Consider the following 21,749-nt stretch of genomic DNA (forward strand, 5'->3'; position numbering starts at 1 on the left):
GGATGCAGAATGACTTATGCACTGGAACTTTCCCGGCTGACCAAGACCTATCCCGGCGGCGTGCAGGCGCTGAAGGGCATCGATCTTAACGTTGAAGCGGGTGACTTTTATGCGCTGCTGGGGCCAAACGGTGCCGGTAAATCGACCACCATCGGAATTATCAGTTCGCTGGTTAACAAATCCGAGGGCAGCGTGCGGGTGTTTGGCTACGATCTCGAAAAAGATGTGGTGAATGCCAAGCGCCAGCTCGGCCTGGTGCCGCAGGAGTTTAACTTCAACCCGTTTGAGACGGTGATGCAAATCGTTGTTAATCAGGCGGGTTACTACGGCGTTGAGCGTCGTGAAGCCAATGAGCGGGCAGAAAAGTATCTGAAGCAGCTCGATCTGTGGGGAAAACGCGCTGAACGTGCACGCATGCTTTCCGGCGGGATGAAGCGTCGGCTGATGATCGCCCGTGCGCTGATGCATGAGCCTAAGCTGCTGATTCTGGATGAACCCACCGCTGGCGTGGATATCGAACTGCGACGCTCAATGTGGGTGTTCCTGAAAGATCTCAATGCCAAAGGCACGACCATTATTCTCACTACCCACTATCTGGAAGAGGCGGAGATGCTGTGCCGCAACATCGGTATCATCCAGAGCGGTGAGCTGGTGGAGAACACCTCAATGAAAGGGCTGCTCTCCAAGCTCAAATCAGAAACCTTTATCCTGGATCTGGCACCCCGCAGTCCGCTGCCCACGCTGGAAGGGTTCCAGTACCGGCTGACCGATACCTCAACGCTCGAAGTGGAAGTGCTGCGTGAGCAGGGGCTCAACAGCGTCTTCAGCCAGCTTAGCGCGCAGGGTGTGCAGGTGCTGAGTATGCGCAATAAAGCCAACCGTCTTGAAGAGCTGTTTGTGGGTCTGACGACGCAGGGAAAAACAGGAGCAAAAGCATGACACATCTCTACTGGGTGGCGCTGAAGAGCATCTGGGCCAAAGAGGTTAACCGTTTCGCCCGCATCTGGATCCAGACGCTGGTACCGCCGGTCATCACCATGACGCTCTATTTCATCATTTTTGGCAACCTGATCGGGTCGCGCATCGGTGAAATGCACGGCTTCAGCTATATGCAGTTCATCGTGCCGGGATTGATCATGATGGCGGTCATCACTAACGCCTATGCCAACGTGGCGTCGTCGTTCTTCAGCGCCAAGTTCCAGCGCAATATTGAAGAGCTGCTGGTCGCGCCGGTGCCGACCCACATCATCATTGCCGGCTATGTTGGCGGCGGCGTGGCGCGTGGTGTCTGCGTGGGTATTCTGGTGACGGCCATCTCGCTGTTCTTTGTGCCGTTCCACGTGCATTCCTGGACGATGGTGGCGGTCACGCTGCTGCTGACCGCGATTCTGTTTTCACTGGCAGGTCTGCTGAACGCTGTCTTTGCGCGCACGTTTGACGATATCAGCCTGATCCCGACCTTTGTGCTGACGCCACTGACTTATCTGGGCGGCGTATTCTATTCACTGAGTTTGCTGCCGCCGATCTGGCAGGCTGTCTCTAAACTCAATCCAATCGTTTATATGATTAGCGGATTCCGTTATGGCTTCCTCGGCATTAATGATGTGCCGCTAGTGTTTACCCTCTCGGTGCTGGTGGCCTTTATTCTGGTGTTCTACTGGCTGGTCTATGCGCTGATACAGCGCGGACGCGGATTACGCACCTGACGTTAAGCTGAATGGTAAGGGCCACGCTGCGATAAGGGCGTGGCTTTTTTTTGGGTGGAGAGCAAATCACGCTGACTACGGTTCTGCCTGGCCTTAAAAATCACCTTAAAACCCGCCTCATTCGTTATATTTTGTCTCTGAAGCCGCCCGACGCCTCGCTTACACCCTTGCTCACAAAAAATAACCCTAAGTATTATCTGATAATACTCTGACATCTTTCGCTATCTGAATGATTCTTAACTATTAAATATTTTTTAAGAATAGCCTTAAAGTCTGGCTGTTGTTTATTTGATTATGAATTATCAGAATAGCGCCGGAATAAGGTTATTCCTCTGCTCAGGGACGAATGAGTAGGCTAAGAGTCTTCTTAATAAGAAAAATGGCAACCGAATCAGGGCCAGTTTTTAATCAAAGGCAGGAAAAGATGAATCGTATAACGTGGATCGATAATCTGCGGGGATTGAGTATTCTCGCAATCATTTTTTTGCACAGCACTATTGCCGTACATAATAACGCCGGACACTTTACCGCCTTCAGCGGCCTGTTAAATGAGATGCTGGCACCGGTAAGGCTGGGGCTGATGTTCTTTGTTTCAGGTTTATTTGTCGATGCCGGGTTAAGAAAAGGCCTGGGTCCTTTTTTTAATAACAAGGTGCGCAGTATTCTCTATCCATTTGTGGTCTGGGTTGCAGTCTACGGCGGGTTGAAAATCCTGTTTAGCTCGATGGCTAATACGCCGCAATCACCGATGAATATTATTCTCTCCCACCTGACCGGTGGCGGTGATATGACCTGGTTCCTGCATTCGCTGTTTATCTTCTTTATTGTGATTATCTTTGCCCGTCACTTGCCGTTCCTGCTGGTATTTGCCATCTGTATGACGCTGAGCTGGGCGCTGCCAGCGATTGAGGCGGATGGCGTGTTTGCCAGCTTCGACAATACCCACATCAATAAATCGCTTTATCTGTTTGTATTCTTCTATCTCGGCGATTACGTCGTGAGGAAGCAGGTGGATATCGCAGAGAAAGTGCAGCATGGCCCGACGCTGTTTATCTCGGTAATTAGTTTTGTGCTGCTCTCCTGCCTGAATATCTTTGTACTGGAGCGTCATTCCCAGGCGTTATTGTCACCGCTGGCACTATTATCGGTTCCGTTCTTTGTCTGGATTGCGCTGAAACTGAAGTCTGAACTGGTCTACTACATAGGCGTCAATTCTATCGTCTTCTATCTGTCGCATTATCTGGCGATTCAGTTCTTCAGTAAGATTGTGAAGTTTGAAAGCCCGTCAGCCTGGGTAAATGACCTGAAGTTTATTTCGGCGTTCCTGGTGGCGCTGGCGTTACCGTGGACATTATGTCTGATGAGAAAACGCGGCTGGTTTAATTTCCTCTTTACGATGAAAAAGTCATCGAAGCCGATGACAACCAAACCGGTTTAATTACTGCAGCAGAAATAAAAAGGGCCGCCCGTTTTAACGGCGGCCCTTTTTTAATCAGGTTTTAATCAGGCAATCTGCACCGGCAGCGCTTTCGCCAGACGCTTCATCTGGTTGTCACCTTCAAAATAGGCGACCTTAGGCTGCCACTGACGCGCCTCGGCATCGTCTACCTGCACATAGGAGCAGATAATTAAAATATCGCCTTCGCAGGCGCAGCGGGCGGCCGCACCGTTGACCGAGATGATTTTCGAGCCACGCTCAGCCGCGATAGCGTAAGTGGAAAAGCGCTGACCGTTGGTGACGTTATAAATATCGATCGCTTCATATTGCAGAATGCCGGAAGCATCCAGGAAATCCTGATCGATAGCGCAGGAACCTTCATAATTGAGGTCCGCCTGCGTCACCTTCACGCGGTGCAATTTGCCTTGCAGAACTGTGCGAATCATAGCCAGAAACCTTGTCAGAGAAATAAAATAACCTGCAGCGGGATTGATTACTGCGTCAGGTCAACGGTTTGATTATCAATCAGGCGGGCCTTGCCCAGCCAGGCGGCCATCAGCACCACCGCGCGCTGGCTGTCCACCGTCAGCGGTTGCAGCGTTTCCGCATCACAGATCGCCAGGCCATCAGGACGCAATCCCTGCGCCAGCAGTGCCTCACTGGCAGCCTCAATGATCTCGTCAATATGACGCTCGCCATTCTCCAGCCGCGTCGCCATCTCATGCATCACCTGGCTCAGGACCGGAGCCAGCTTACGCTCATCTGCCGTCAGGTAGCCGTTGCGCGAACTCAGCGCCAGGCCATCTTTAGCGCGCACCGTAGGCACACCAACAATCTCAATGTCGAAGCCCATATCGGCCACCATCTTACGAATGATAGCCAGCTGCTGAAAATCCTTTTCACCGAAACAGGCAATATCGGGCTGTACCAGATTAAACAGTTTGCTGACGATAGTGGCCACACCGCGAAAATGACCTGGACGTGTGGCCCCTTCCAGCAGGGAAGAGAGCACAGGCACCTCAACAAAGGTCTGATTCTGCGCGCCCTGCGGATAGACTTCAGCAGGTGAGGGGGCGAAGACCACGTCAACCTGGTGGCGATTCAGCTTTTCACAATCTTCCTGCAGCGTGCGCGGGTAGCGCGCTAAATCATCGGCGCGATCGAACTGCATCGGATTGACAAAGATCGAGACAATCACGATGTCGCCGCGCGCCCGTGCTTCATCCACCAGCGTCAGATGACCTTCATGCAGGTTGCCCATGGTCGGCACCAGCGCAATGCGTTTACCCTGCTGGCGCCAGCGACGGACTTCCTGGCGCAGCATCAGCAGCGTTTCAATGATCAACACGGTGACTCTCCTGGATTACTGGAAACTGTGCTCTGCCGCCGGATAGGTTCCGGCCTCGACTTCGGCGATATAGTGGCGAATCGCCGCGCGAACATCGCCGGTCTCCGCCAGGAAATTTTTGGCAAATTTGGGAATGTGGCCGCCGGTCACGCCCAGCGCGTCATGCATCACCAGAATCTGACCATCGGTGACATTGCCGGCACCGATACCGATCACCGGGATGGTGAGCGCGTCGGTAATCCGCTGCGCTACCGACACCGGCACACACTCCAGCACCATCAGCTGTGCACCTGCGGCTTCCAGCGCCAGCGCATCGGCCAGCAACTGCTCTGCACCGGCTTCATCCCGGCCCTGCACTTTATAGCCGCCAAAGATATTGACCGACTGCGGTGTCAGGCCCAGATGACCACATACCGGAACGGCCCGCTCGGTCAGCATCTGCACGGTCTCAGCCAGCCAGCTGCCGCCTTCCAGCTTCACCATGTTAGCACCGGCACGCATCAGCTGCGCGGCGTTGTCAAAGGTCTGCTGTGGCGTGGCATAACTCATAAACGGCAGGTCGGCGAGCAGCAGTGCCTGTGGTGCGCCACGGCGCACGGCGGCGGTGTGATAGGCGATGTCGCTGACCGTGACCGGCAGGGTGGAATCATGCCCCTGCACCGTCATCCCTAAAGAATCACCAACCAGCAGCACCTGAATGCCTTCATCGGCAAACAAGCGGGCAAAACTGAAATCGTAGGCGGTCAGGGTCGCGAATTTTTTACCGCTGGCTTTCGCCTGACGCAGATGTGAAATCGTGGTGGGTTTCATGGCGCTCTCAACTCAGGAATTCTGATGGGCGCAGTTTACTGGATAGCGTGAAAGAGCGGAATCAGAGATGTGCGTTTGTCTGCTCAGCCGTGCCACAGCACGATGCTGCTGCTGTCGAGGGTAGCCAGGATTGTGCTGAGTGCGCGGCCGTCGGGCAGGCGGGCGTCTGGCGCAATCGCCAGCAGGGGCACCAGCATAAACGCACGATTCAGCAGATCATAGTGCGGCACAATCAGCCGCTCCGTGTTGATGTGCGCCTCGCCAAACAGCATCAGATCGATATCCAGCGTGCGCGGACCCCAGCGTTCTGCCTTGCGCACCCGGCCATGCTCCCGCTCGATCCGCTGGGTATGGTCAAGCAGCGCTTCGGCACTGAGATCGGTCTCCAGCGCCACGGCGGCATTGAGAAAATCGGGCTGATCGGGCGGGCCATAAGGCGGCGTGCGGTAGAACGGCGAGGTAGCGATGCGTTGCGTCTGCGGCAACGCATCCAGTGCGGTCAGCGCTGCATCAACCTGATGCAGCGGATCGGCCAGGTTACTGCCTAACGCGAGGTAAACCCGTGTCATGAGACGTTCTGGTTGTCACGACGCGGTGCGGAAGGACGGCGGCGCGGACGACGCGATTTATTACGCGGCACCGGATCGTCACCCAGGTTATTGAGCATGTTTTTCTGATGCGGCGGCGCAGCCACCTGGAATTCACCCCACCACTGGCTCAGGCGCAGCAGTTCCGGGTTATTTTCCACTTCTGCACGCAGTGCCAGCAGATCGTAAGCGGCGCGGAATTTCGGATGCTCCATCAGTTTCCAGGCGCGTTTACCGTGACGGCGGGACATACGTAACTGCAGCAGCCAGATATCGCGAATTAGCGACGTAATACGTTTCGGAATCGCCAGCGCACGGCAGGCTTCGTCCAGCGTATCGTTCATCGCCATCGCAAAAGCTTCGAAGTAGGTCAGGCCACTCTCCTGCGCAATGCGTTCTGCCGTTTCAAGCTGCGGATACCAGAACATCGCGGCAAACAGGAACGCCGGATTAACGCGCATGTCGTTGTGAATGCGGTTATCGGTGTTTTTCAGCACCTGCGCCAGCATCCGCTCCATGTGGCTGTCGCTGTTTTCGGTGAAGTTGCGCGCCAGCGTCGGGAACAGTGGCTGGAACAGCTGATATTCACACAGCTTGAGATATGTGCTGTAGCCGTAGCCAGCCTGCAACATCTTCAGCGACTCTTCAAACAGGCGAGCAGGCGGAATATCACGCAACAGCGAGGCCAGACGTGGAATCGGCTCGGCGGTTTCCGGCGCAATGCTCATATTGAGTTTGGCAGCAAAGCGTGCGACGCGCAGCATGCGGACCGGATCTTCGCGGTAGCGGGTTTCCGGATCGCCAATCAGGCGAATGATGCCCTGTTCGAGATCGCTGATGCCGCCGACATAGTCACGCACGCTGAAATCAGCCACGCTGTAGTAGAGGCTGTTGATGGTGAGATCGCGTCGCTGGGCATCATCTTCGATTGAGCCGAAGATGTTGTCGCGCAGCAGCATACCGCTCTGGGCACGCTGCGAGCTGTTGCGATCCTCTTCCGGCTCTTCCGCCTGATGATGTCCACGGAAGGTGGCGACTTCGATCACTTCCGGGCCAAACATCACGTGCGCCAGACGGAAACGACGGCCAACCAGGCGACAGTTGCGGAACAACTTACGCATCTGCTCAGGCGTGGCATTGGTGGTCACGTCGAAATCTTTGGGTTTTTGCCCCAGTAGCAAATCGCGCACGCCACCGCCTACCAGATAGGCTTCATAACCGGCTTTGTTCAGGCGATAGAGCACTTTGAGGGCATTTTCGCTGATGTCTTTACGTGAGATGGTATGGCTTTCACGAGGAATGATGGTCATCAGACGCTCTGGTTCAACCTCTGCTGGGGCTTCCTCTTCATCACGCTTCAGGACTTTCCGGCAAAAATTAGCTACTCGGGTAAAAATGGGACACCTCGACAGTGGCAATTAGGGTGTAGGTAAAATCAGCGGCTAATCATAGCCTGTTGAGAACCGTTTGAGAATGCTGTTGTCTATGCATCCGGTTTCAGGGCGTTCTCTTGCGGCATCAAAGCGATATTCCACTGCGCCACCGCATCAGACAGCAGTTTGTCCTGCGTTAAGTCCTGCCAGCCGCCTGAAACCGGCTGTCCGAGGAAGCGTAACGCCGCCACCAACAGGGGTCTGGCATCGCCATCCGGCAGCGCAGGTGCATGATTCTGCTTCGACAACTTATGACCATCGTGGTTAAGCGCCAGCGGCAGATGCAGCCAGTCAGGCACCGGCCAGCCAAATTGCTGGCAGAGCGCAATCTGTCGCACCGTCGGCTCAATCAAATCTGCACCGCGAACCACTTCGGTAATGCCCTGAAAATGATCATCGACAACGACCGCCAGGTTATAGGCAAACAGGCCATCACGGCGGTGAATAATAAAATCTTCCTGTGCCAGACGTCTGTCCGCCTCCACACGGCCACGCAGACGATCGTCAAACGCAAAGACCGGCGCATGCTGGCGTAAACGCAGCGCGGCATTCTCCGGTCCGCGTTGCCGTTCACGGCAGTAACCATCATAGAAACCGCCAATCTGCTGAATGCGACGCCGGGGGCAGGTGCAGTAATAGCTCTGACGATGCTGCTGCAGCCAGGCCAGCGCGTCACGGTAGGCCTCATGACGTTGTGACTGCCACAGAACCTCGCCATCCCACTCTAAACCATAGTGCTCCAGCTGATGCAGGATACGGCTGGCGGCACCCGGTACTTCCCGTGGCGGATCGATATCTTCAATTCTCACCCGCCAGACGCCGTTTTGCGCACGCGCGCTCAGGTAACTGCCCAGGGCAGCAATCAGCGATCCGAAGTGGAGTTCACCAGAGGGAGAAGGGGCGAAGCGACCGATACAGGAGGATGACATAGGTTTCAGAAGTGACCACGCAGCGGACAAAACAGCAGTTGTTCCACTGCGTGGTAACAGGCTGGACGCGGCATCAGCCGGCCATTTGTTTCTCACGAATTTCTGCTAACGTCTTACAGTCGATGCAGAGATCGGCAGTAGGACGGGCTTCGAGACGGCGGATACCAATCTCAACGCCACAGGAATCGCAATAGCCGAAGTCGTCATCTTCAACTTTCTTCAGCGTCTTCTCGATCTTTTTGATCAGTTTACGTTCGCGATCGCGGTTACGCAGCTCCAGGCTGAACTCCTCTTCCTGCGCGGCACGGTCAACCGGGTCCGGGAAGTTAGCGGCTTCATCCTGCATATGAGAAACGGTACGATCGACTTCGTCCCGTAATTGATTACGCCAGGCTTCCAGAATCTTGCGAAAATGGGTCAGCTGCGCATCATTCATATACTCTTCGCCAGGCTTCACCTGATAAGGTTCGACGCCAGCAATAGAGAGAATACTCAGGGACGATGTTTTACGGTTTTGACCTTCTTGCATGTTGCTTCTCCTGGATAACACGCACTATACCCTTCGAAATTCGTCTCGCAGGGGCCTTGCTGCCAGCCTGCATTTGACGTCTGCGGGGTACATCGATCCCCCATTGGGGAAAAAAACAGGCCGCTATAAATAACAGAAGCAGTCAGGGTTGGCAATTCTTCATGAACACACCTTGACAAGCCTGTGAGGAACAGCGTAGTTGGCCCTTAGCTCAGAACATTCTTAACACATAAAATTGCAAAAGATATTACAAGGTTACGTTGATCGGCGATTTAAGAAACATTCCCTCCGCCGATAAGTCTGCCTGATACGCTAAAACCTCTACGCCCTCCTGCTGCGCCTGAGCCAGTTGTTCTGCATACGCCACATCAATGTGACGTGCCGGAGAAACGTCCTCAATCCCCGAGTGCAAAACGGCAAACAACAAAACGGCCCGATGACCCTCTGCCGCAACTGTCGCCAGTTCACGCAGGTGTTTCTGTCCTCGAATCGTCACCGCATCCGGAAAATACCCTTTTCCTTCATGTAGAAGGGTTACGGATTTCACCTCAATATAGCAGTTGCGCCGGGCCTCTGCTTTGAGCAGGAAATCAATTCTGCTTTTTTCAGTGCCATATCTCACTTCCGCCTGACGATGCGTATAACCGGCCAGCGCCGGCAGCCGTTCCTGCTCCAGCGCCTCAGCCACCAGTTGGTTGGCGCGCAGCGTATTCACGCAGATCCAGTGGCCCTGTTGTGTTTCGGTCAGCTCCCAGCTGTGGGGGTATTTGCGCGTCAGGCTGTCGGACGTCGAATACCAGACCCGATCGCCCGGCGTGGCGCAGCCGGTCATGGCGCCGGTATTGGCGCAGTGAATCGTCAGAACGTCGCCCTCTGGCGTCACCACATCGGCCAAAAAACGTTTGTAACGGGCAATCAGACGGGCGGGTTTAAGGGGCGGAGAGAAGTGCATGTGGATCCTGAGAATGTAATGGCCAGCTAGCCAGGGCGCGATAGCGGGTGCGGCCCCGGGCATATTCAGAGGCGAACAGAGAAAAGGTAGAGACGCGAAAACGCCAGTGAAAGCCGCGCGGCGGTAACGTCACCGGCTGCGTGGCGTGGCGTAACAGCGTGATGTGCGGATGAAACGGCTGGGGGCTCTGGTAACAGCCATGCCGGGCGGCCTGGGCCCGCAGCAGGCTGGCGAGCTGCAACAGACCGCGTGGCGCGCGCTGGCAGCCGAGCCAGACCACGCCGGGGCGCGGCCAGTGTCCGGCATCATCAAGGTCGAGATCAAAACCGGGCTGCACAATACGGGAGGCCAGCGTCTGCAGGCGCTGTGAGGTTTCCGGCGCAACTTCACCCAGAAACGCCAGCGTCAGGTGCAGATTCGCCGCGACCACCGGCTGGCCCGCCTCCGCAGGAAAGGTATCGGCCCGCCAGCGCACCAGCTCTTGCTGCATCTCGTCAGGCAGGCTGATGGCAAAAAATAAGCGTTGTGTCGCCATGGCGCTCTCCGGCAAATATCACGGATGGATGCTACAATGCGCGCCATCTTAGCACAGGCAGAAGCGGAGTTTGCTGTGAGCGATTTACCGGTCAGCGCGGTGCTGCCTGACATCCTGGCGGCGCTGAGTGACGCCCCACAAATCCTGCTGGCCGCGCCCACGGGGGCAGGCAAATCGACCTGGCTGCCGCTGCAGTTGTTACAGCAGGCGGCGCTGCCAGGACGGATCATCATGCTGGAGCCACGTCGGCTGGCGGCGCGTAATGTGGCGCAGCGGCTGGCGGAGCAACTCGGCGAGCAGCCGGGTGGCACGGTGGGATTCCGGATGCGTGGCGAAAGCTGCGTCGGGCCACAGACCCGGCTGGAAGTGGTGACCGAAGGCATGCTCACGCGCATGCTTCAGCACGACCCGATGCTGGAAGGCGTGTCGCTGGTGATCCTCGATGAATTTCACGAGCGCAGCCTGCAGGCCGATCTGGCGCTGGCGCTGCTGCTTGATGTACAGCAGGGGCTGCGCGACGACCTTAAAATCATGCTGATGTCCGCCACGCTGGACAACGCCCGGCTGGCGGCGCTGCTGCCGGATGCGCCACTGATCGTCTCAGAAGGGCGCAGCTATCCGGTTGAGCGGCGTTACGCGTCACTGAATCAGAATGTGCGTTTTGAAGAGGCGGTCGCGCGTGAAGTCGCCCAGCTGCTGCGGGATGAGAGCGGTTCGCTGCTGCTGTTTCTGCCGGGTGTGGCGGAGATCGAACGGGTGAAGCGCGAGCTGGAATCACGCATCAGTGACGACGTTGATCTGACGCCGCTCTATGGCGCACTGCCGCTGGCGGCGCAGCGCCGGGCAATTCTGCCTGCCGCCGACGGCCGCCGCAAAGTGGTGCTTGCCACCAATATCGCCGAAACCAGCCTGACCATTGAGGGGATTCGGCTGGTGGTCGACAGTGCGCTGGAACGCAGCGCTCTGTTTGACGCCCGCAGCGGCGTGACGCGTCTGCAGACCCAGCGAATCAGCCAGGCATCGATGATCCAGCGAGCGGGTCGCGCCGGGCGACTGATGCCGGGGCTCTGCCTGCATCTGGTGCCGCAGGAGCAGGCATCACGAGCGGCGGCGCAGAGCGAACCGGAAATCGTTAACAGCGATCTCTCGTCACTGTGGCTGGATCTGCTGCAGTGGGGCTGTACCCAGCCGCAACAGCTGCAGTGGCTGGATCTGCCGCCCGCCAGAAATCTGGATGCGGCGCAGCAGCAGCTGACCCGACTGGGAGCACTGGACAACAACGGCCTGCTCAACACGCTGGGACGGCGCATGGCGCAGCTGGGATGCGATCCCCGACTCGCCGCCATACTGTGTGCCGCAGGCGATGAGCCGGATGCGGTCGCCAGCGCCGCGCTGCTGGTGGCGATTCTGGAAGATCCTCCCCGCAGCGGCAGCGCCGACCTGCGTGATGCGCTGCATCGGCTGCAGGCGCAATGGCAGCGGCGGGCGCAGCAGTGGCAGCAGCGGCTTAAAATCCGTGGCGGGCGCATCGATGAAGATCGTTTCGCCGGATTGCTGGCGGTGGGCTTTGGCGATCGGCTGGCGCGGCGACGCGATCAGAGTGGTCGCTATCAGCTGGCCAACGGGCTGGGCGCCAGACTCGATGAGCAGGATGGCCTGACGCGTAATGAATGGCTGATTGCGCCTGCTCTGTTGCAGGGCAGTGCCACACCGGATGCCCGGATGTTGCTGGCACTGCCGGTCGATATTGAAACGCTGTGCCAGCAGCAGCCCGCCCTGATTGAGCGCCGGACCGAAGTGGAATGGGACGAAGAGAAAGGCACGCTGCGTGCTTTCAGACGTGAGCAGATTGGCGCGCTGATACTGAAAACCCAGCCGATGGCGCGCCCGGAACCGGAGGTGCTGCACGCGGCCATGCTGCGCTGGATCGCCGAAAAAGGTCTGTCGGTACTGGGCTGGACGCCGGAGGCCGAACAGCTGCGCCTGCGCATCCAGTGTGCGGCCCGGTGGCTGCCGGAAGAGAGCTGGCCCGCGACCGACGATGAAACCCTGCTTGAGAGCCTGCCGCAGTGGCTGTTGCCGCAGATGTCAGCGGTACGCGATCTCCGCAGCCTGCAGGCGGTGAACCTGACCACGGCACTCTTACATTTACTCACATGGTCACAGCGTCAGCGGCTGGATACTGTGCTGCCAACTCATTACACTGTGCCCACCGGAAGCCGGCTGCCAATCCGCTACGATGCGGAGAAGCCGCCCGCGCTGGCGGTAAGGATTCAGGAGATGTTTGGCGAGGCGCAGAATCCCACCGTGGCGGAAGGACGAATTCCGCTGGTGCTGGAGCTGTTATCGCCCGCCCAGCGCCCGTTGCAGATCACCCGCGATCTGGCGGCGTTCTGGCGCGGTGCCTGGCCGGAGGTCAGGAAAGAGATGAAGGGACGTTATCCTAAACATCCCTGGCCCGAGGATCCGGCCACCGCCTTGCCAACAAGGCGAACCAAAAAAATGTCCCCGCAGGGTTGAGTCCGCTGGATCGAATTCAGAGGGTTCTGCCATGCGGCACGCGAGAAAGCAGTTAGAGTAGCGGCGCTGCCGTAAGCACTGCCTGGAGAAGAAAAGTAATGTCTGGGAACGATCGCGAACCAATAGGGCGCAAAGGTAAACCGTTGCCGCCGCGCAGCAGTGCGGGCCGGGGACGACGCAGGGATATCGAACAGGATATCGATCAGGACGATTTTAATGATGACGAGGAGGAAGCGCCGGTGCCACGTAAAGGTAAAGGTGGAAAACCGCCGCGCGGCAAACGCCGTTGGCTGGGATGGGTAATCAAACTGTTCCTGGTGTTTGTGGTGGTCATGGCCGCGTGGGGCATCTACCTCGACTCGGAAATTCGCAGCCGGATTGACGGTAAAGTGTGGCAACTGCCCGCCACCGTCTATGGCCGCATGGTCAGCCTGGAACCCGGCATGGCCTACAACAAAAGTGAAATGGTGGCGCTGCTGGAAGGTACTCAGTATCGCGAAGTCTCCCGTATTACCCGCCCTGGCGAGTTTTCGGTGAAGGGCAACACCATCGATCTGCTGCGTCGCCCGTTTGATTTCCCCGACAGTAAAGAGGGGCAGATCCACGCGCGCATGAGCTTCAGTAAAGATGAGCTGAGCGAGATTAAAAACCTTGAAACCGGTCGTGATTTTGGCTTTTTCCGCCTCGATCCGCGCCTGATCACCATGCTGCAGTCGCCGAACGGTGAACAGCGACTCTTCGTACCGCGCGCCGGTTTCCCGGATCTGCTGGTCGATACGCTGATCGCCACCGAAGATCGCCATTTCTATGAGCATGATGGCATCAGCCCTTACTCCATCGGCCGCGCCTTCCTGGCGAACATCACGGCCGGGAAAGCGGTGCAGGGCGGCAGTACGCTGACGCAGCAGCTGGTGAAGAACCTGTTCCTCACCAACGAGCGTTCGCTGTGGCGTAAAGCGCGTGAAGCCTACATGGCGGTGATCATGGATGCGCGCTACAGCAAAGATCGCATCCTGGAGCTCTACCTGAACGAGGTCTATCTCGGTCAGGCTGGCAGCGATCAGATCCGCGGTTTCCCGCTGGCCAGCCTCTACTACTTTGGCCGTCCGGTTGATGAGCTGAGTCTGGATCAGCAGGCGATGCTGGTCGGCATGGTGAAAGGCGCGTCGCTCTATAATCCGTGGCGTAACCCGAAACTGGCGCTGGAACGACGCAACCTCGTGCTGCGCCTGTTGCAGCAGCAGAAAGTGATCGACCAGGAGCTGTATGACATGCTGTCGGCCCGTCCGCTGGGCGTGCAGCCAAAAGGCGGCGTGATTACGCCGCAGCCGGCCTTTATGCAGATGGTGCGTAACGAGCTTCAGGCGAAACTGGGCGACAAGGTGAAAGATCTCTCCGGGGTGAAAATCTTCACCACGCTGGATCCGGTGTCGCAGGATGCGGCCGAAAAGGCGGTGATCGATGGCATTCCGACGCTGAAAAAACAGCGTGGTCTGAAAGATCTGGAAACCGCGATGGTGGTGGTTGACCGTTTCAGCGGTGAAGTCCGCGCCATGGTCGGCGGTGCCGATCCACAGTATGCGGGTTACAACCGTGCGCTGCAGGCACGCCGCTCTATCGGCTCACTGGCGAAACCGGCGACTTACCTGACCGCGCTGAGTCAGCCAAACAGCTACCGGCTGAACAGCTGGATCGCCGATGAACCGATTGCGCTGAAACAGCCAAACGGCAGCATCTGGAAACCGATGAACGACGATCGTCGCTTCAGCGGCAAAGTGATGCTGGTGGATGCGCTGACCAACTCAATGAACGTGCCGACCGTAAACCTCGGCATGACGCTGGGGCTGGATGCGGTGGTGGATACCTGGAACAAGCTGGGCGTGCCGAAAGAGCAGCTGCATCCGGTGCCATCGATGCTGCTGGGTGCCTTAAACCTGACGCCGGTTGAAGTGGCTCAGGCGTTCCAGTCGATTGCCAGCGGCGGCAACCGCGCGTCGCTGTCAGCGGTGCGTTCGGTGATTGCGGAAGATGGCAGCGTGCTCTATCAGAGCTATCCGCAGGCGCAGCGTGTTGAGCCGGCGCAGGCCGCTTATCTGACGCTCTACACCATGCAACAGGTAGCTGACCACGGTACCGCCCGTGCGCTGGGCGCGCGTTTCCCGAATGCGCATCTGGCGGGCAAAACCGGTACTACCAACGATCTGGTGGACAGCTGGTTTGCCGGTATTGATGGCAAAGAAGTGGCGATCACCTGGGTGGGACGCGATAACAACCAGCCGACCAAACTCTATGGTGCCAGCGGCGCGATGCAGCTCTACCGTCGCTACCTGGACATTCAGGCCCCGATGCCGTTACAGCTGACGCCGCCGGAAGATGTGTCGCTGATGAATGTGGATTCTGCCGGTAACTTTGTCTGCGGCACGGGCAGCAGCACCTGGCGTTCTCTGCCAGTGTGGGCGCTGGATCCGAATGCGCTGTGTCAGCAACAGCAGCAGCAGGTTCAGCAGCAACAACAGCTCTTCGATCAGCAGCAGCAACAACAGCAACAGCAGCAGCCGCAACAACCGGCCCAGCAACAGCAGGAGCAGAAAGATAGCGACGGCGTAGCAGGGTGGATAAAAGATATGTTTGGCAAATAAATCAGTCAGACAGGTTAAAAAGGGCGCTTCGGCGCCCTTTTTTTGTTCCTGATCAATACGCGTCAATCGGCCTGCAAACGGCGTCACTACTGGGATTTCTGCTTGCAGTGCCTGCTGAATTTCGCATATTATCTAAGCGTTATAATAATCATTATCGTTTCGATTCGCCTGCCTGAGCCTATTGTTAAGAGACACTTTTATGAATGCGCGAACGACTTTTTCTGACAACACCAAAAAAACATTTTCCCGACCGCTTCTGGGCATCATGATCTCACTGAGCCTGAGCTCCTCTCTTTACGCCGCGCAGGCGGAGACGATGGTCGTCTCGGCTGATGGCGGCAGCGGCGTCGAGGCGGAAAGCGCCTGGGGACCAGCACCCACCGTGGCAGCGAAACGCAGCGCCACCGGGACCAAAACTGATACCCCCATTGAAAAAAATCCGCAGTCCATCTCCGTGGTCACCCGTGAAGAGATGGAGATGCGTAACGTAACCAGCGTGAAAGGGGCGTTTAACTACACGCCTGGCGTGCTGACCGGTAACCGGGGCAGCTCAGACGTGATTGATGCGCTGTCGATTCGCGGTTTCAGCGAAACCAACACCAATCAGTATCTGGATGGTCTGAAACTGCAGGGTGATAACTACTCTGAGTTTGCCATCGATCCTTACTTCCTGGAACGCGCTGAACTGCTGCGCGGCCCGGTTTCGGTGCTCTACGGTAAGAGCAATCCCGGCGGCGTGGTCTCGCTGGTGAGTAAGCGTCCGACCCAGGAAACCCTGCGCGAAGTGCAGTTCCAGATGGGCAACGATAACCTCTTCTCGACCGGCTTTGACTTTGGCGGCGCGCTGGACGACGACGGCGTCTACAGCTATCGCCTGACCGGCCAGGCGCGCAGTCAGGATGCGCAGCAGGCGATGAACAAAGAGAAGCGCTACACCATCGCACCGGCTTTCAGCTGGCGTCCCGACGATCGCACCCGCATTGACCTGCTGACCTATTTCCAGAACGAGCCAGAAACCGGTTATTACGGCTGGCTGCCGCGTCAGGGCTCGGTGGTACCGATCACCCGCGCCGATGGCAGCCAGTACAAACTGCCGACCAACTTTGATGAAGGCGAGCAGAGCAACAAGATTTCACGCAACACCAAAATGGTCGGTTATAACGCCGAGCACAGCTTTAACGACACCTGGACGCTGCGCCAGAACCTGCGTTATGCCGACCTGCGCACCGATTACCGCAGCATTTACGGCAATGGTTTCCTGCCGGCGACTCAGGAAATCACGCGCGGTTCGGCGGTTTCAGAAGAGAAGCTCAACCAACTGGCGGTCGATACCCAGGCGCAGGCGAAATTCGCCACCGGCCAGGTTGATCATACGCTGCTGCTGGGCGTGGACTTCCAGCGTACCCGCAATGATATCGACGCACAGTTTGGCACTGCCTCCAGCCTGAATGCGGTTAATCCGCAATATGGTGATAACAGCGTAACGCCATTTGCCGATCCTTATCAGCATCTCAACAAACAGCGTCAGACCGGCCTCTATGCTCAGGACCAGATGGAGTGGAACCGCTGGGTGCTGACGCTGGGTGGCCGCTACGACTATGCCATGAACTCGGTTTACGATCGGGTGGCGGATAGCGTTGATCGCCAGAACGATCAGGCCTTTACCTGGCGCGGCGGCCTGAACTATGTGTTTGATAACGGCATCGCGCCTTACTTCAGCTACAGCGAAGCTTTTATTCCGAATGCGGGTGCGACCTATGACGGTCAGGCATTTGATCCGTCACGCGCTAAGCAGTATGAAGCGGGCGTGAAATATGTGCCGAAAGATCGTCCGGTGGTGCTCACCGCAGCGCTTTATCAGCTGACCAAAACCAAAAACCTGACTGCCGATCCCGATCCTGACAGAACTCTTTTCAGCGTTCAGAGCGGTGAAATCCGGTCACGGGGCGTAGAGCTGGAAGCTAAAGCGGCGCTGAATGCCAACGTTAACCTGACGGCGTCCTACACCTACACCGATGCGGAATATACCGAAGACACCCAGCTCAAAGGCAAAACGCCGGTGCAGGTGCCGAAGCACATGGCCTCACTGTGGAGCGACTACACCTTCCACGAGACAGCCCTTTCGGGCGTAACGCTGGGCGCGGGTGTGCGTTATGTCGGTGAGAGTCAGGGCCTTTACAGCACTGGCACTGAGCAGAACCAGAACTTTAAAGTTGCCGGTTACACCACGGTGGATGCGGCGCTGAAATATGATCTGGGTCGTTTCGGTTTGCCGGGTTCGACAGTGGGCGTCAACGTCAACAATCTGTTTGACCGCGACTACGTCGCCAGCTGCTACCGTGAATACGCCTGCTACTGGGGTGCGGAGCGCCAGATTGTCGGCACCGCGACCTTCAGATTCTGATTTAACCGGGCGCTTCGGCGCCCGTTCACAGGGATAACCATGCCGCATCCGCACGCAGAAGAGGCGACCTTTACGCTGAAAAACGCCAGTTTTGAAGTGCCGGGCCGGACTCTCCTTCAGCCACTGTCGCTGACCTTTCCGCCGGGAAAAGTGACCGGGCTGATCGGTCACAACGGCTCGGGCAAATCAACACTGTTAAAAATGCTGGGTCGTCACCACGCGGCCAGCAGCGGGGAGGTGCTGTTGAATCAGCAGCCCGTCGGGCGCTGGAACAGCAAAGCCTTTGCCCGTCAGGTAGCCTATCTGCCGCAGCAGTTACCGGCAGCCGAAGGGATGACGGTGCGTGAACTGGTGGCGATTGGCCGCTATCCCTGGCACGGCGCGCTGGGGCGCTTTGGTCAGGAAGATCGCGACCGGGTAGAGGATGCGATTGCCCAGGTCGGACTTAACGCCTTTGCCGGACGGCTGGTAGATAGCCTGTCGGGCGGCGAGCGTCAGCGCGCCTGGCTGGCGATGATGGTGGCGCAGAACAGCCGCTGTCTGCTGCTGGATGAACCGACGTCGGCGCTGGATATTGCCCATCAGGTTGAGGTGCTGGCGCTGATAAAAGCGCTGAGCCAGCAGCGCGGCTTAACCGTGATTGCGGTGCTGCATGATATCAATATGGCAGCACGCTACTGCGACCATCTGGTGGCGCTGCGTCAGGGCGCGATGATTGCCGAAGGTGACGCAGAGGCGATTATGCAGCCTGAGGTGCTCGGTGGAATTTATGGCATTCCGATGGGCATTTTACCGCACCCGCAGGGTGGCGCGCCGGTCAGTTTTGTCTGTTAAGGAGAGGATCATGCCCGATTTTAATCGCCGCCGACTGATGCTGGCGCTGGCAGTCTCTCCGCTGTTTTGTGCGCTTCCCCTGCGTGCCGCCACGCCAAATCCGGGTCGGATTATTGCACTGGAGTGGTTACCCACCGAACTGCTGATAGCACTAGGCGTCACGCCCTGGGGCGTGGCCGATCTGCACAACTACAACATCTGGGTAGGGGAGCCGCCGCTGCCTGAAGGCGTGATCGATGTAGGTCTGCGCACCGAACCCAATCTTGAGCTGATGGCGCAAATGCAGCCGTCGCTGATCCTCTGCTCCAACGGCTACGGCCCGCCTAAAGAGAAACTGACGCGCATCGCGCCCATTATGGGCTTCGACCTCCACAGCGGCGACGGGAAACCTCTCACTGCCGCGCGCGCATCGCTGCGTCAGCTGGCGGCGCGCCTTGGATTAAGCGCGCGAGCGGAACAGCATCTGCGCGAGGTCGATGATCAGCTGGCGGCGGCGCGCCAGCGGCTGGCGCCCTATGCCGGACGCACTATCCTGCTGATGTCGCTGCTCGACAGTCGTCACGCCATTACCTTCGGCAAAAACAGTCTGTTTCTGGAAGTGATGACTCTGCTGGGCCTGAAAAATGGCTGGCAGGGCGAAACAAATTTCTGGGGCAGCGCGGTGATCGGCATTGAAAAGCTGGCGCAGGTCGGGGATGTGGATGTCATCTGCTTTGATCATGATAACGATGCGGAGATGCAGCAACTGATGCGCAGCCCGCTGTGGCAGTCGCTGCCGTTTGTTCGCACCGGACGCTTTCAGCGCGTCCCGGCCGTCTGGTATTACGGTGCGACGCTCTCGGCGCTGCACTTTGTTCGCGTGCTGGAACGCGCGCTGGAGACGCACTGATGCGCCATGCTCTGTTTCCCGCAGGCCTCCTCAGCCTGCTGTTTCTGCTGGCGCTCAGCCTGACGCTGGTCAATCTGCATCAGGCGTTGCCACAGGCTGAATGGTGGCAGGCACTCTGGTCACCGGTGGTCGATAGCCTGCCGCAGATGGTGTTTCACTACAGCCTGCTGCCGCGCACGGTACTGGCGCTGCTGGTGGGTGCCGGGCTGGGCTTAGCCGGTCTGCTGTTTCAGCAGATATTGCGTAATCCGCTGGCGGAGCCAACCACGCTGGGCGTCTCTTCCGGCGCACAGCTGGGCATTACCGTGGCGACGCTGTGGCATCTGCCGGGCGGGGCGCTGACACAGCAGTTTGCCGCGCTCAGTGGCGCGCTGCTGGTGGGCGCGCTGGTGTTTGGCGTGGCCTGGGGCAAACGTCTGTCGCCGGTAACGCTGATTCTGGCCGGGCTGGTGCTGAGCCTCTACAGCGGCGCGGTGAATCAAATCTTCGCTATCTTCAATCACGATCAGCTGCAGAACATGTTTCTGTGGAGCACCGGCGCGCTGAATCAGATGAGCTGGGAAAATGTGCAGCAACTCTGGCCGCGCCTGCTGCTGGCGTTTGTGCTGGCGCTGGCGCTGCTGCGTCCGCTGACGCTGATGGGGCTGGATGATGGCGTAGCGAAAAACCTTGGCCTTGCGCTCTCCGTGGCGCGTGTCGGTGGCCTCGGGCTGGCGATCCTGCTCAGCGCACAGCTGGTCAACGTCGCCGGTATCATCGGCTTTATCGGGCTGTTTGCGCCGCTGCTGGCGAAGCTGCTGGGTGGACGACGGCTCATCACCCGGATGCTGCTGGCTCCGCTGACTGGCGCGCTGCTGCTGTGGCTGGCGGACAGTTGCGTGTTGTGGCTCAGCACTCACTGGCGCGATATCCCGACCGGCACCGCCACGGCGCTGCTCGGCGTACCGATTCTGCTGTGGCTGCTGCCGCGACTGCGCACCGGTTCGGTGCCGCCCGCGCTGAATCAGGGTGATAAGGTGCCCGCCGAGCGACAGAACCTGCTGCGCTGGGCGCTGACCGGACTTGCCATCCTGGCGCTGCTGGGGTGGGGTGGTCTGGCGTTTGGCCGTGATGCGCAGGGCTGGGTCTGGTCAGCGGGTGAGATGCTGCAATCGCTGCTGCCGTGGCGCGCACCGCGCGTGCTGGCCGCGCTGGTGACCGGCCTGATGCTGGGCGTGGCGGGGAGTCTGATTCAGCGGCTGACCGGCAATCCCATGGCCAGCCCGGAAGTGCTGGGCATCAGTTCGGGTGCCGCTTTTGGCGTGGTGATGATGATGTTCTTTGTGCCGGGCGATGCGCTGGCCTGGCTGCTGCCCGCCGGTGCGCTGGGCGCGGCGCTGACGCTGCTGGTGATCATGGCGGTAGCCAGTCGGGGCGGCTTCTCGCCGGAACGAATGCTGCTGGCGGGCATGGCGCTTAACAGCGCCTTTGTCACCCTGCTGATGCTACTGCTGGCGAGTGGCGATCCGCGTATGGGCGGGCTGCTAAGCTGGATCTCCGGCTCGACCTATAACATCAGCGGCACTCAGGCGGTTCAGAGCGCAATCTGCGCGCTGGTGCTGGTGTCGCTGGCACCGCTGGCCAGTCGCTGGCTGACGCTGCTGCCGCTGGGAAGCGCTACCGCACGCTCGGCCGGTATGGCGTTGACGCCTGCGCGGCTGAGTCTGCTGCTGCTGGCGGCCGCGCTGACCGCCAGCGCGACACTGACTATCGGCCCGCTGAGTTTTGTCGGACTAATGGCGCCCCATATGGCGCGCATGCTGGGATTCCGGCGGGCGTTGCCGCAACTGCTGCTGTCAGGATTACTGGGGGCGGGATTGATGGTGCTGGCTGACTGGTGCGGACGAATGCTGGCATTCCCGGATCAGATCCCAGCCGGGCTGATGGCGACCTTTTTAGGCGCGCCTTACTTTATCTGGCTGCTGCGGCGTTCAGGTTAAGAGGAAAAAGCAGGCTGGTTTCAGACGCCGGCCAGATCCAAAGTAGGGTGAATCTGACAACAACGAAGAAGCTCAATGCGCAGGAAATTGGGTCAGAGGAGGAAAGCGTCCCGCGCCAGGGACAAAAACGCCGGGAGCGTTTTTGAACAACGCGAAGCGTTGGCCCGGCAACGGGCGCACCTCATGGATGAGGTGCGTAATCGCGCGGGCCGAGCGA

At 58.3% G+C, this 21,749-nt stretch carries 18 protein-coding genes; 9 read left to right on the forward strand and 9 right to left on the reverse strand.

Going from position 1 to position 21,749, the window contains the following annotated elements; genetic code table 11:
* Window positions 1-9: 9 nt before the first annotated feature.
* The 3 genes from PAG01S_RS17825 to PAG01S_RS17840 all read left to right on the forward strand — a co-directional run bounded on the left by PAG01S_RS17825 (window position 10) and on the right by PAG01S_RS17840 (window position 3,144).
* Window positions 10-939 carry an ABC transporter ATP-binding protein gene (locus tag PAG01S_RS17825; RefSeq protein ID WP_010254017.1) on the forward strand — a complete coding sequence of 310 codons (930 nt, stop codon included), beginning with the start codon at window positions 10-12 and terminating at the stop codon, window positions 937-939.
* Entirely contained in the window at window positions 936-1,706 is a 771-nt protein-coding gene (locus tag PAG01S_RS17830; RefSeq protein ID WP_010254018.1) for an ABC transporter permease, read from the forward strand. Before PAG01S_RS17825 ends, PAG01S_RS17830 begins: the two co-directional genes overlap by 4 nt.
* Before the next feature lie 424 nt (window positions 1,707-2,130).
* Window positions 2,131-3,144, forward strand: coding sequence for an acyltransferase family protein (locus PAG01S_RS17840; RefSeq protein WP_010671846.1), 1,014 nt, complete (start codon window positions 2,131-2,133; stop codon window positions 3,142-3,144).
* Window positions 3,145-3,209: 65 nt separating this feature from the next.
* Here PAG01S_RS17840 and panD read toward each other — a convergent pair whose 3' ends face one another.
* The 9 genes from panD to thpR form a co-directional block, all read right to left on the reverse strand.
* Window positions 3,210-3,590, reverse strand: a complete 381-nt coding sequence (gene panD, locus PAG01S_RS17845) for an aspartate 1-decarboxylase (RefSeq protein WP_010254022.1) — start codon at window positions 3,588-3,590, stop codon at window positions 3,210-3,212.
* Between the two features lie 47 nt (window positions 3,591-3,637).
* The gene (gene panC / locus PAG01S_RS17850) at window positions 3,638-4,492 is read right to left on the reverse strand and encodes a pantoate--beta-alanine ligase (protein WP_010671847.1); all 855 of its coding nucleotides are present in this window, start codon (window positions 4,490-4,492) and stop codon (window positions 3,638-3,640) included.
* A 15-nt stretch (window positions 4,493-4,507) separates the two neighbouring features.
* Entirely contained in the window at window positions 4,508-5,302 is a 795-nt protein-coding gene (gene panB / locus PAG01S_RS17855; protein ID WP_010254026.1) for a 3-methyl-2-oxobutanoate hydroxymethyltransferase, read from the reverse strand.
* Window positions 5,303-5,385: 83 nt separating this feature from the next.
* The gene (folK, locus tag PAG01S_RS17860; RefSeq protein ID WP_022625440.1) at window positions 5,386-5,871 is read right to left on the reverse strand and encodes a 2-amino-4-hydroxy-6-hydroxymethyldihydropteridine diphosphokinase; all 486 of its coding nucleotides are present in this window, start codon (window positions 5,869-5,871) and stop codon (window positions 5,386-5,388) included.
* Window positions 5,868-7,286, reverse strand: a complete 1,419-nt coding sequence (gene pcnB, locus PAG01S_RS17865; protein ID WP_203583884.1) for a polynucleotide adenylyltransferase PcnB — start codon at window positions 7,284-7,286, stop codon at window positions 5,868-5,870. The genes folK and pcnB overlap by 4 nt, the downstream gene beginning before the upstream one ends.
* A gap of 86 nt (window positions 7,287-7,372) precedes the next feature.
* A complete protein-coding gene (gluQRS, locus tag PAG01S_RS17870) occupies window positions 7,373-8,251 on the reverse strand; it encodes a tRNA glutamyl-Q(34) synthetase GluQRS (protein WP_033756612.1) in 879 nt (292 codons plus the stop codon).
* 73 nt (window positions 8,252-8,324) lie between these two features.
* On the reverse strand, window positions 8,325-8,780 hold the full coding sequence (dksA, locus tag PAG01S_RS17875; protein WP_010254035.1) for an RNA polymerase-binding protein DksA: 456 nt from the start codon (window positions 8,778-8,780) through the stop codon (window positions 8,325-8,327).
* Window positions 8,781-9,027: 247 nt separating this feature from the next.
* Window positions 9,028-9,732 carry a DNA/RNA nuclease SfsA gene (gene sfsA / locus PAG01S_RS17880; protein WP_033756614.1) on the reverse strand — a complete coding sequence of 235 codons (705 nt, stop codon included), beginning with the start codon at window positions 9,730-9,732 and terminating at the stop codon, window positions 9,028-9,030.
* A complete protein-coding gene (gene thpR, locus PAG01S_RS17885; RefSeq protein ID WP_010671851.1) occupies window positions 9,710-10,267 on the reverse strand; it encodes an RNA 2',3'-cyclic phosphodiesterase in 558 nt (185 codons plus the stop codon). Before thpR ends, sfsA begins: the two co-directional genes overlap by 23 nt.
* Before the next feature lie 36 nt (window positions 10,268-10,303).
* On the opposite strand from thpR, the gene hrpB reads away from it, so the two are divergent.
* The 6 genes from hrpB (at window position 10,304) to fhuB (ending at window position 21,532) form a co-directional block, all read left to right on the forward strand.
* A complete protein-coding gene (hrpB, locus tag PAG01S_RS17890; protein WP_062759498.1) occupies window positions 10,304-12,787 on the forward strand; it encodes an ATP-dependent helicase HrpB in 2,484 nt (827 codons plus the stop codon).
* A gap of 98 nt (window positions 12,788-12,885) precedes the next feature.
* Window positions 12,886-15,426, forward strand: coding sequence for a bifunctional glycosyl transferase/transpeptidase (gene mrcB / locus PAG01S_RS17895; RefSeq protein ID WP_010671853.1), 2,541 nt, complete (start codon window positions 12,886-12,888; stop codon window positions 15,424-15,426).
* 199 nt (window positions 15,427-15,625) lie between these two features.
* Window positions 15,626-17,830 (forward strand): ferrichrome porin FhuA, encoded by a 2,205-nt coding sequence (gene fhuA, locus PAG01S_RS17900; RefSeq protein WP_062759499.1) that lies wholly within the window; start codon window positions 15,626-15,628, stop codon window positions 17,828-17,830.
* A 39-nt stretch (window positions 17,831-17,869) separates the two neighbouring features.
* The gene (gene fhuC, locus PAG01S_RS17905) at window positions 17,870-18,664 is read left to right on the forward strand and encodes a Fe3+-hydroxamate ABC transporter ATP-binding protein FhuC (protein ID WP_060679487.1); all 795 of its coding nucleotides are present in this window, start codon (window positions 17,870-17,872) and stop codon (window positions 18,662-18,664) included.
* 10 nt (window positions 18,665-18,674) lie between these two features.
* Entirely contained in the window at window positions 18,675-19,553 is an 879-nt protein-coding gene (gene fhuD, locus PAG01S_RS17910) for a Fe(3+)-hydroxamate ABC transporter substrate-binding protein FhuD (RefSeq protein ID WP_050679568.1), read from the forward strand.
* On the forward strand, window positions 19,553-21,532 hold the full coding sequence (gene fhuB / locus PAG01S_RS17915) for a Fe(3+)-hydroxamate ABC transporter permease FhuB (RefSeq protein WP_062759500.1): 1,980 nt from the start codon (window positions 19,553-19,555) through the stop codon (window positions 21,530-21,532). Before fhuD ends, fhuB begins: the two co-directional genes overlap by 1 nt.
* Window positions 21,533-21,749 lie beyond the last annotated feature (217 nt).

Source organism: Pantoea agglomerans NBRC 102470 (genome assembly GCF_001598475.1).
GTDB classification, from domain to species: domain Bacteria; phylum Pseudomonadota; class Gammaproteobacteria; order Enterobacterales; family Enterobacteriaceae; genus Pantoea; species Pantoea agglomerans.

Bases quoted from the DNA above. Each gene is read 5' to 3' on its own strand.
- PAG01S_RS17825 (WP_010254017.1), top strand. From the start codon at position 10: ATGACTTATGCACTGGAACTTTCCCGGCTGACCAAGACCTATCCCGGC.
- PAG01S_RS17830 (WP_010254018.1), top strand. From the start codon at position 936: ATGACACATCTCTACTGGGTGGCGCTGAAGAGCATCTGGGCCAAAGAG.
- PAG01S_RS17840 (WP_010671846.1), top strand. From the start codon at position 2,131: ATGAATCGTATAACGTGGATCGATAATCTGCGGGGATTGAGTATTCTC.
- panD (WP_010254022.1), bottom strand. From the start codon at position 3,590: ATGATTCGCACAGTTCTGCAAGGCAAATTGCACCGCGTGAAGGTGACG.
- panB (WP_010254026.1), bottom strand. From the start codon at position 5,302: ATGAAACCCACCACGATTTCACATCTGCGTCAGGCGAAAGCCAGCGGT.
- folK (WP_022625440.1), bottom strand. From the start codon at position 5,871: ATGACACGGGTTTACCTCGCGTTAGGCAGTAACCTGGCCGATCCGCTG.
- gluQRS (WP_033756612.1), bottom strand. From the start codon at position 8,251: ATGTCATCCTCCTGTATCGGTCGCTTCGCCCCTTCTCCCTCTGGTGAA.
- dksA (WP_010254035.1), bottom strand. From the start codon at position 8,780: ATGCAAGAAGGTCAAAACCGTAAAACATCGTCCCTGAGTATTCTCTCT.
- sfsA (WP_033756614.1), bottom strand. From the start codon at position 9,732: ATGCACTTCTCTCCGCCCCTTAAACCCGCCCGTCTGATTGCCCGTTAC.
- thpR (WP_010671851.1), bottom strand. From the start codon at position 10,267: ATGGCGACACAACGCTTATTTTTTGCCATCAGCCTGCCTGACGAGATG.
- hrpB (WP_062759498.1), top strand. From the start codon at position 10,304: ATGCGCGCCATCTTAGCACAGGCAGAAGCGGAGTTTGCTGTGAGCGAT.
- mrcB (WP_010671853.1), top strand. From the start codon at position 12,886: ATGTCTGGGAACGATCGCGAACCAATAGGGCGCAAAGGTAAACCGTTG.
- fhuA (WP_062759499.1), top strand. From the start codon at position 15,626: ATGAATGCGCGAACGACTTTTTCTGACAACACCAAAAAAACATTTTCC.
- fhuC (WP_060679487.1), top strand. From the start codon at position 17,870: ATGCCGCATCCGCACGCAGAAGAGGCGACCTTTACGCTGAAAAACGCC.
- fhuD (WP_050679568.1), top strand. From the start codon at position 18,675: ATGCCCGATTTTAATCGCCGCCGACTGATGCTGGCGCTGGCAGTCTCT.
- fhuB (WP_062759500.1), top strand. From the start codon at position 19,553: ATGCGCCATGCTCTGTTTCCCGCAGGCCTCCTCAGCCTGCTGTTTCTG.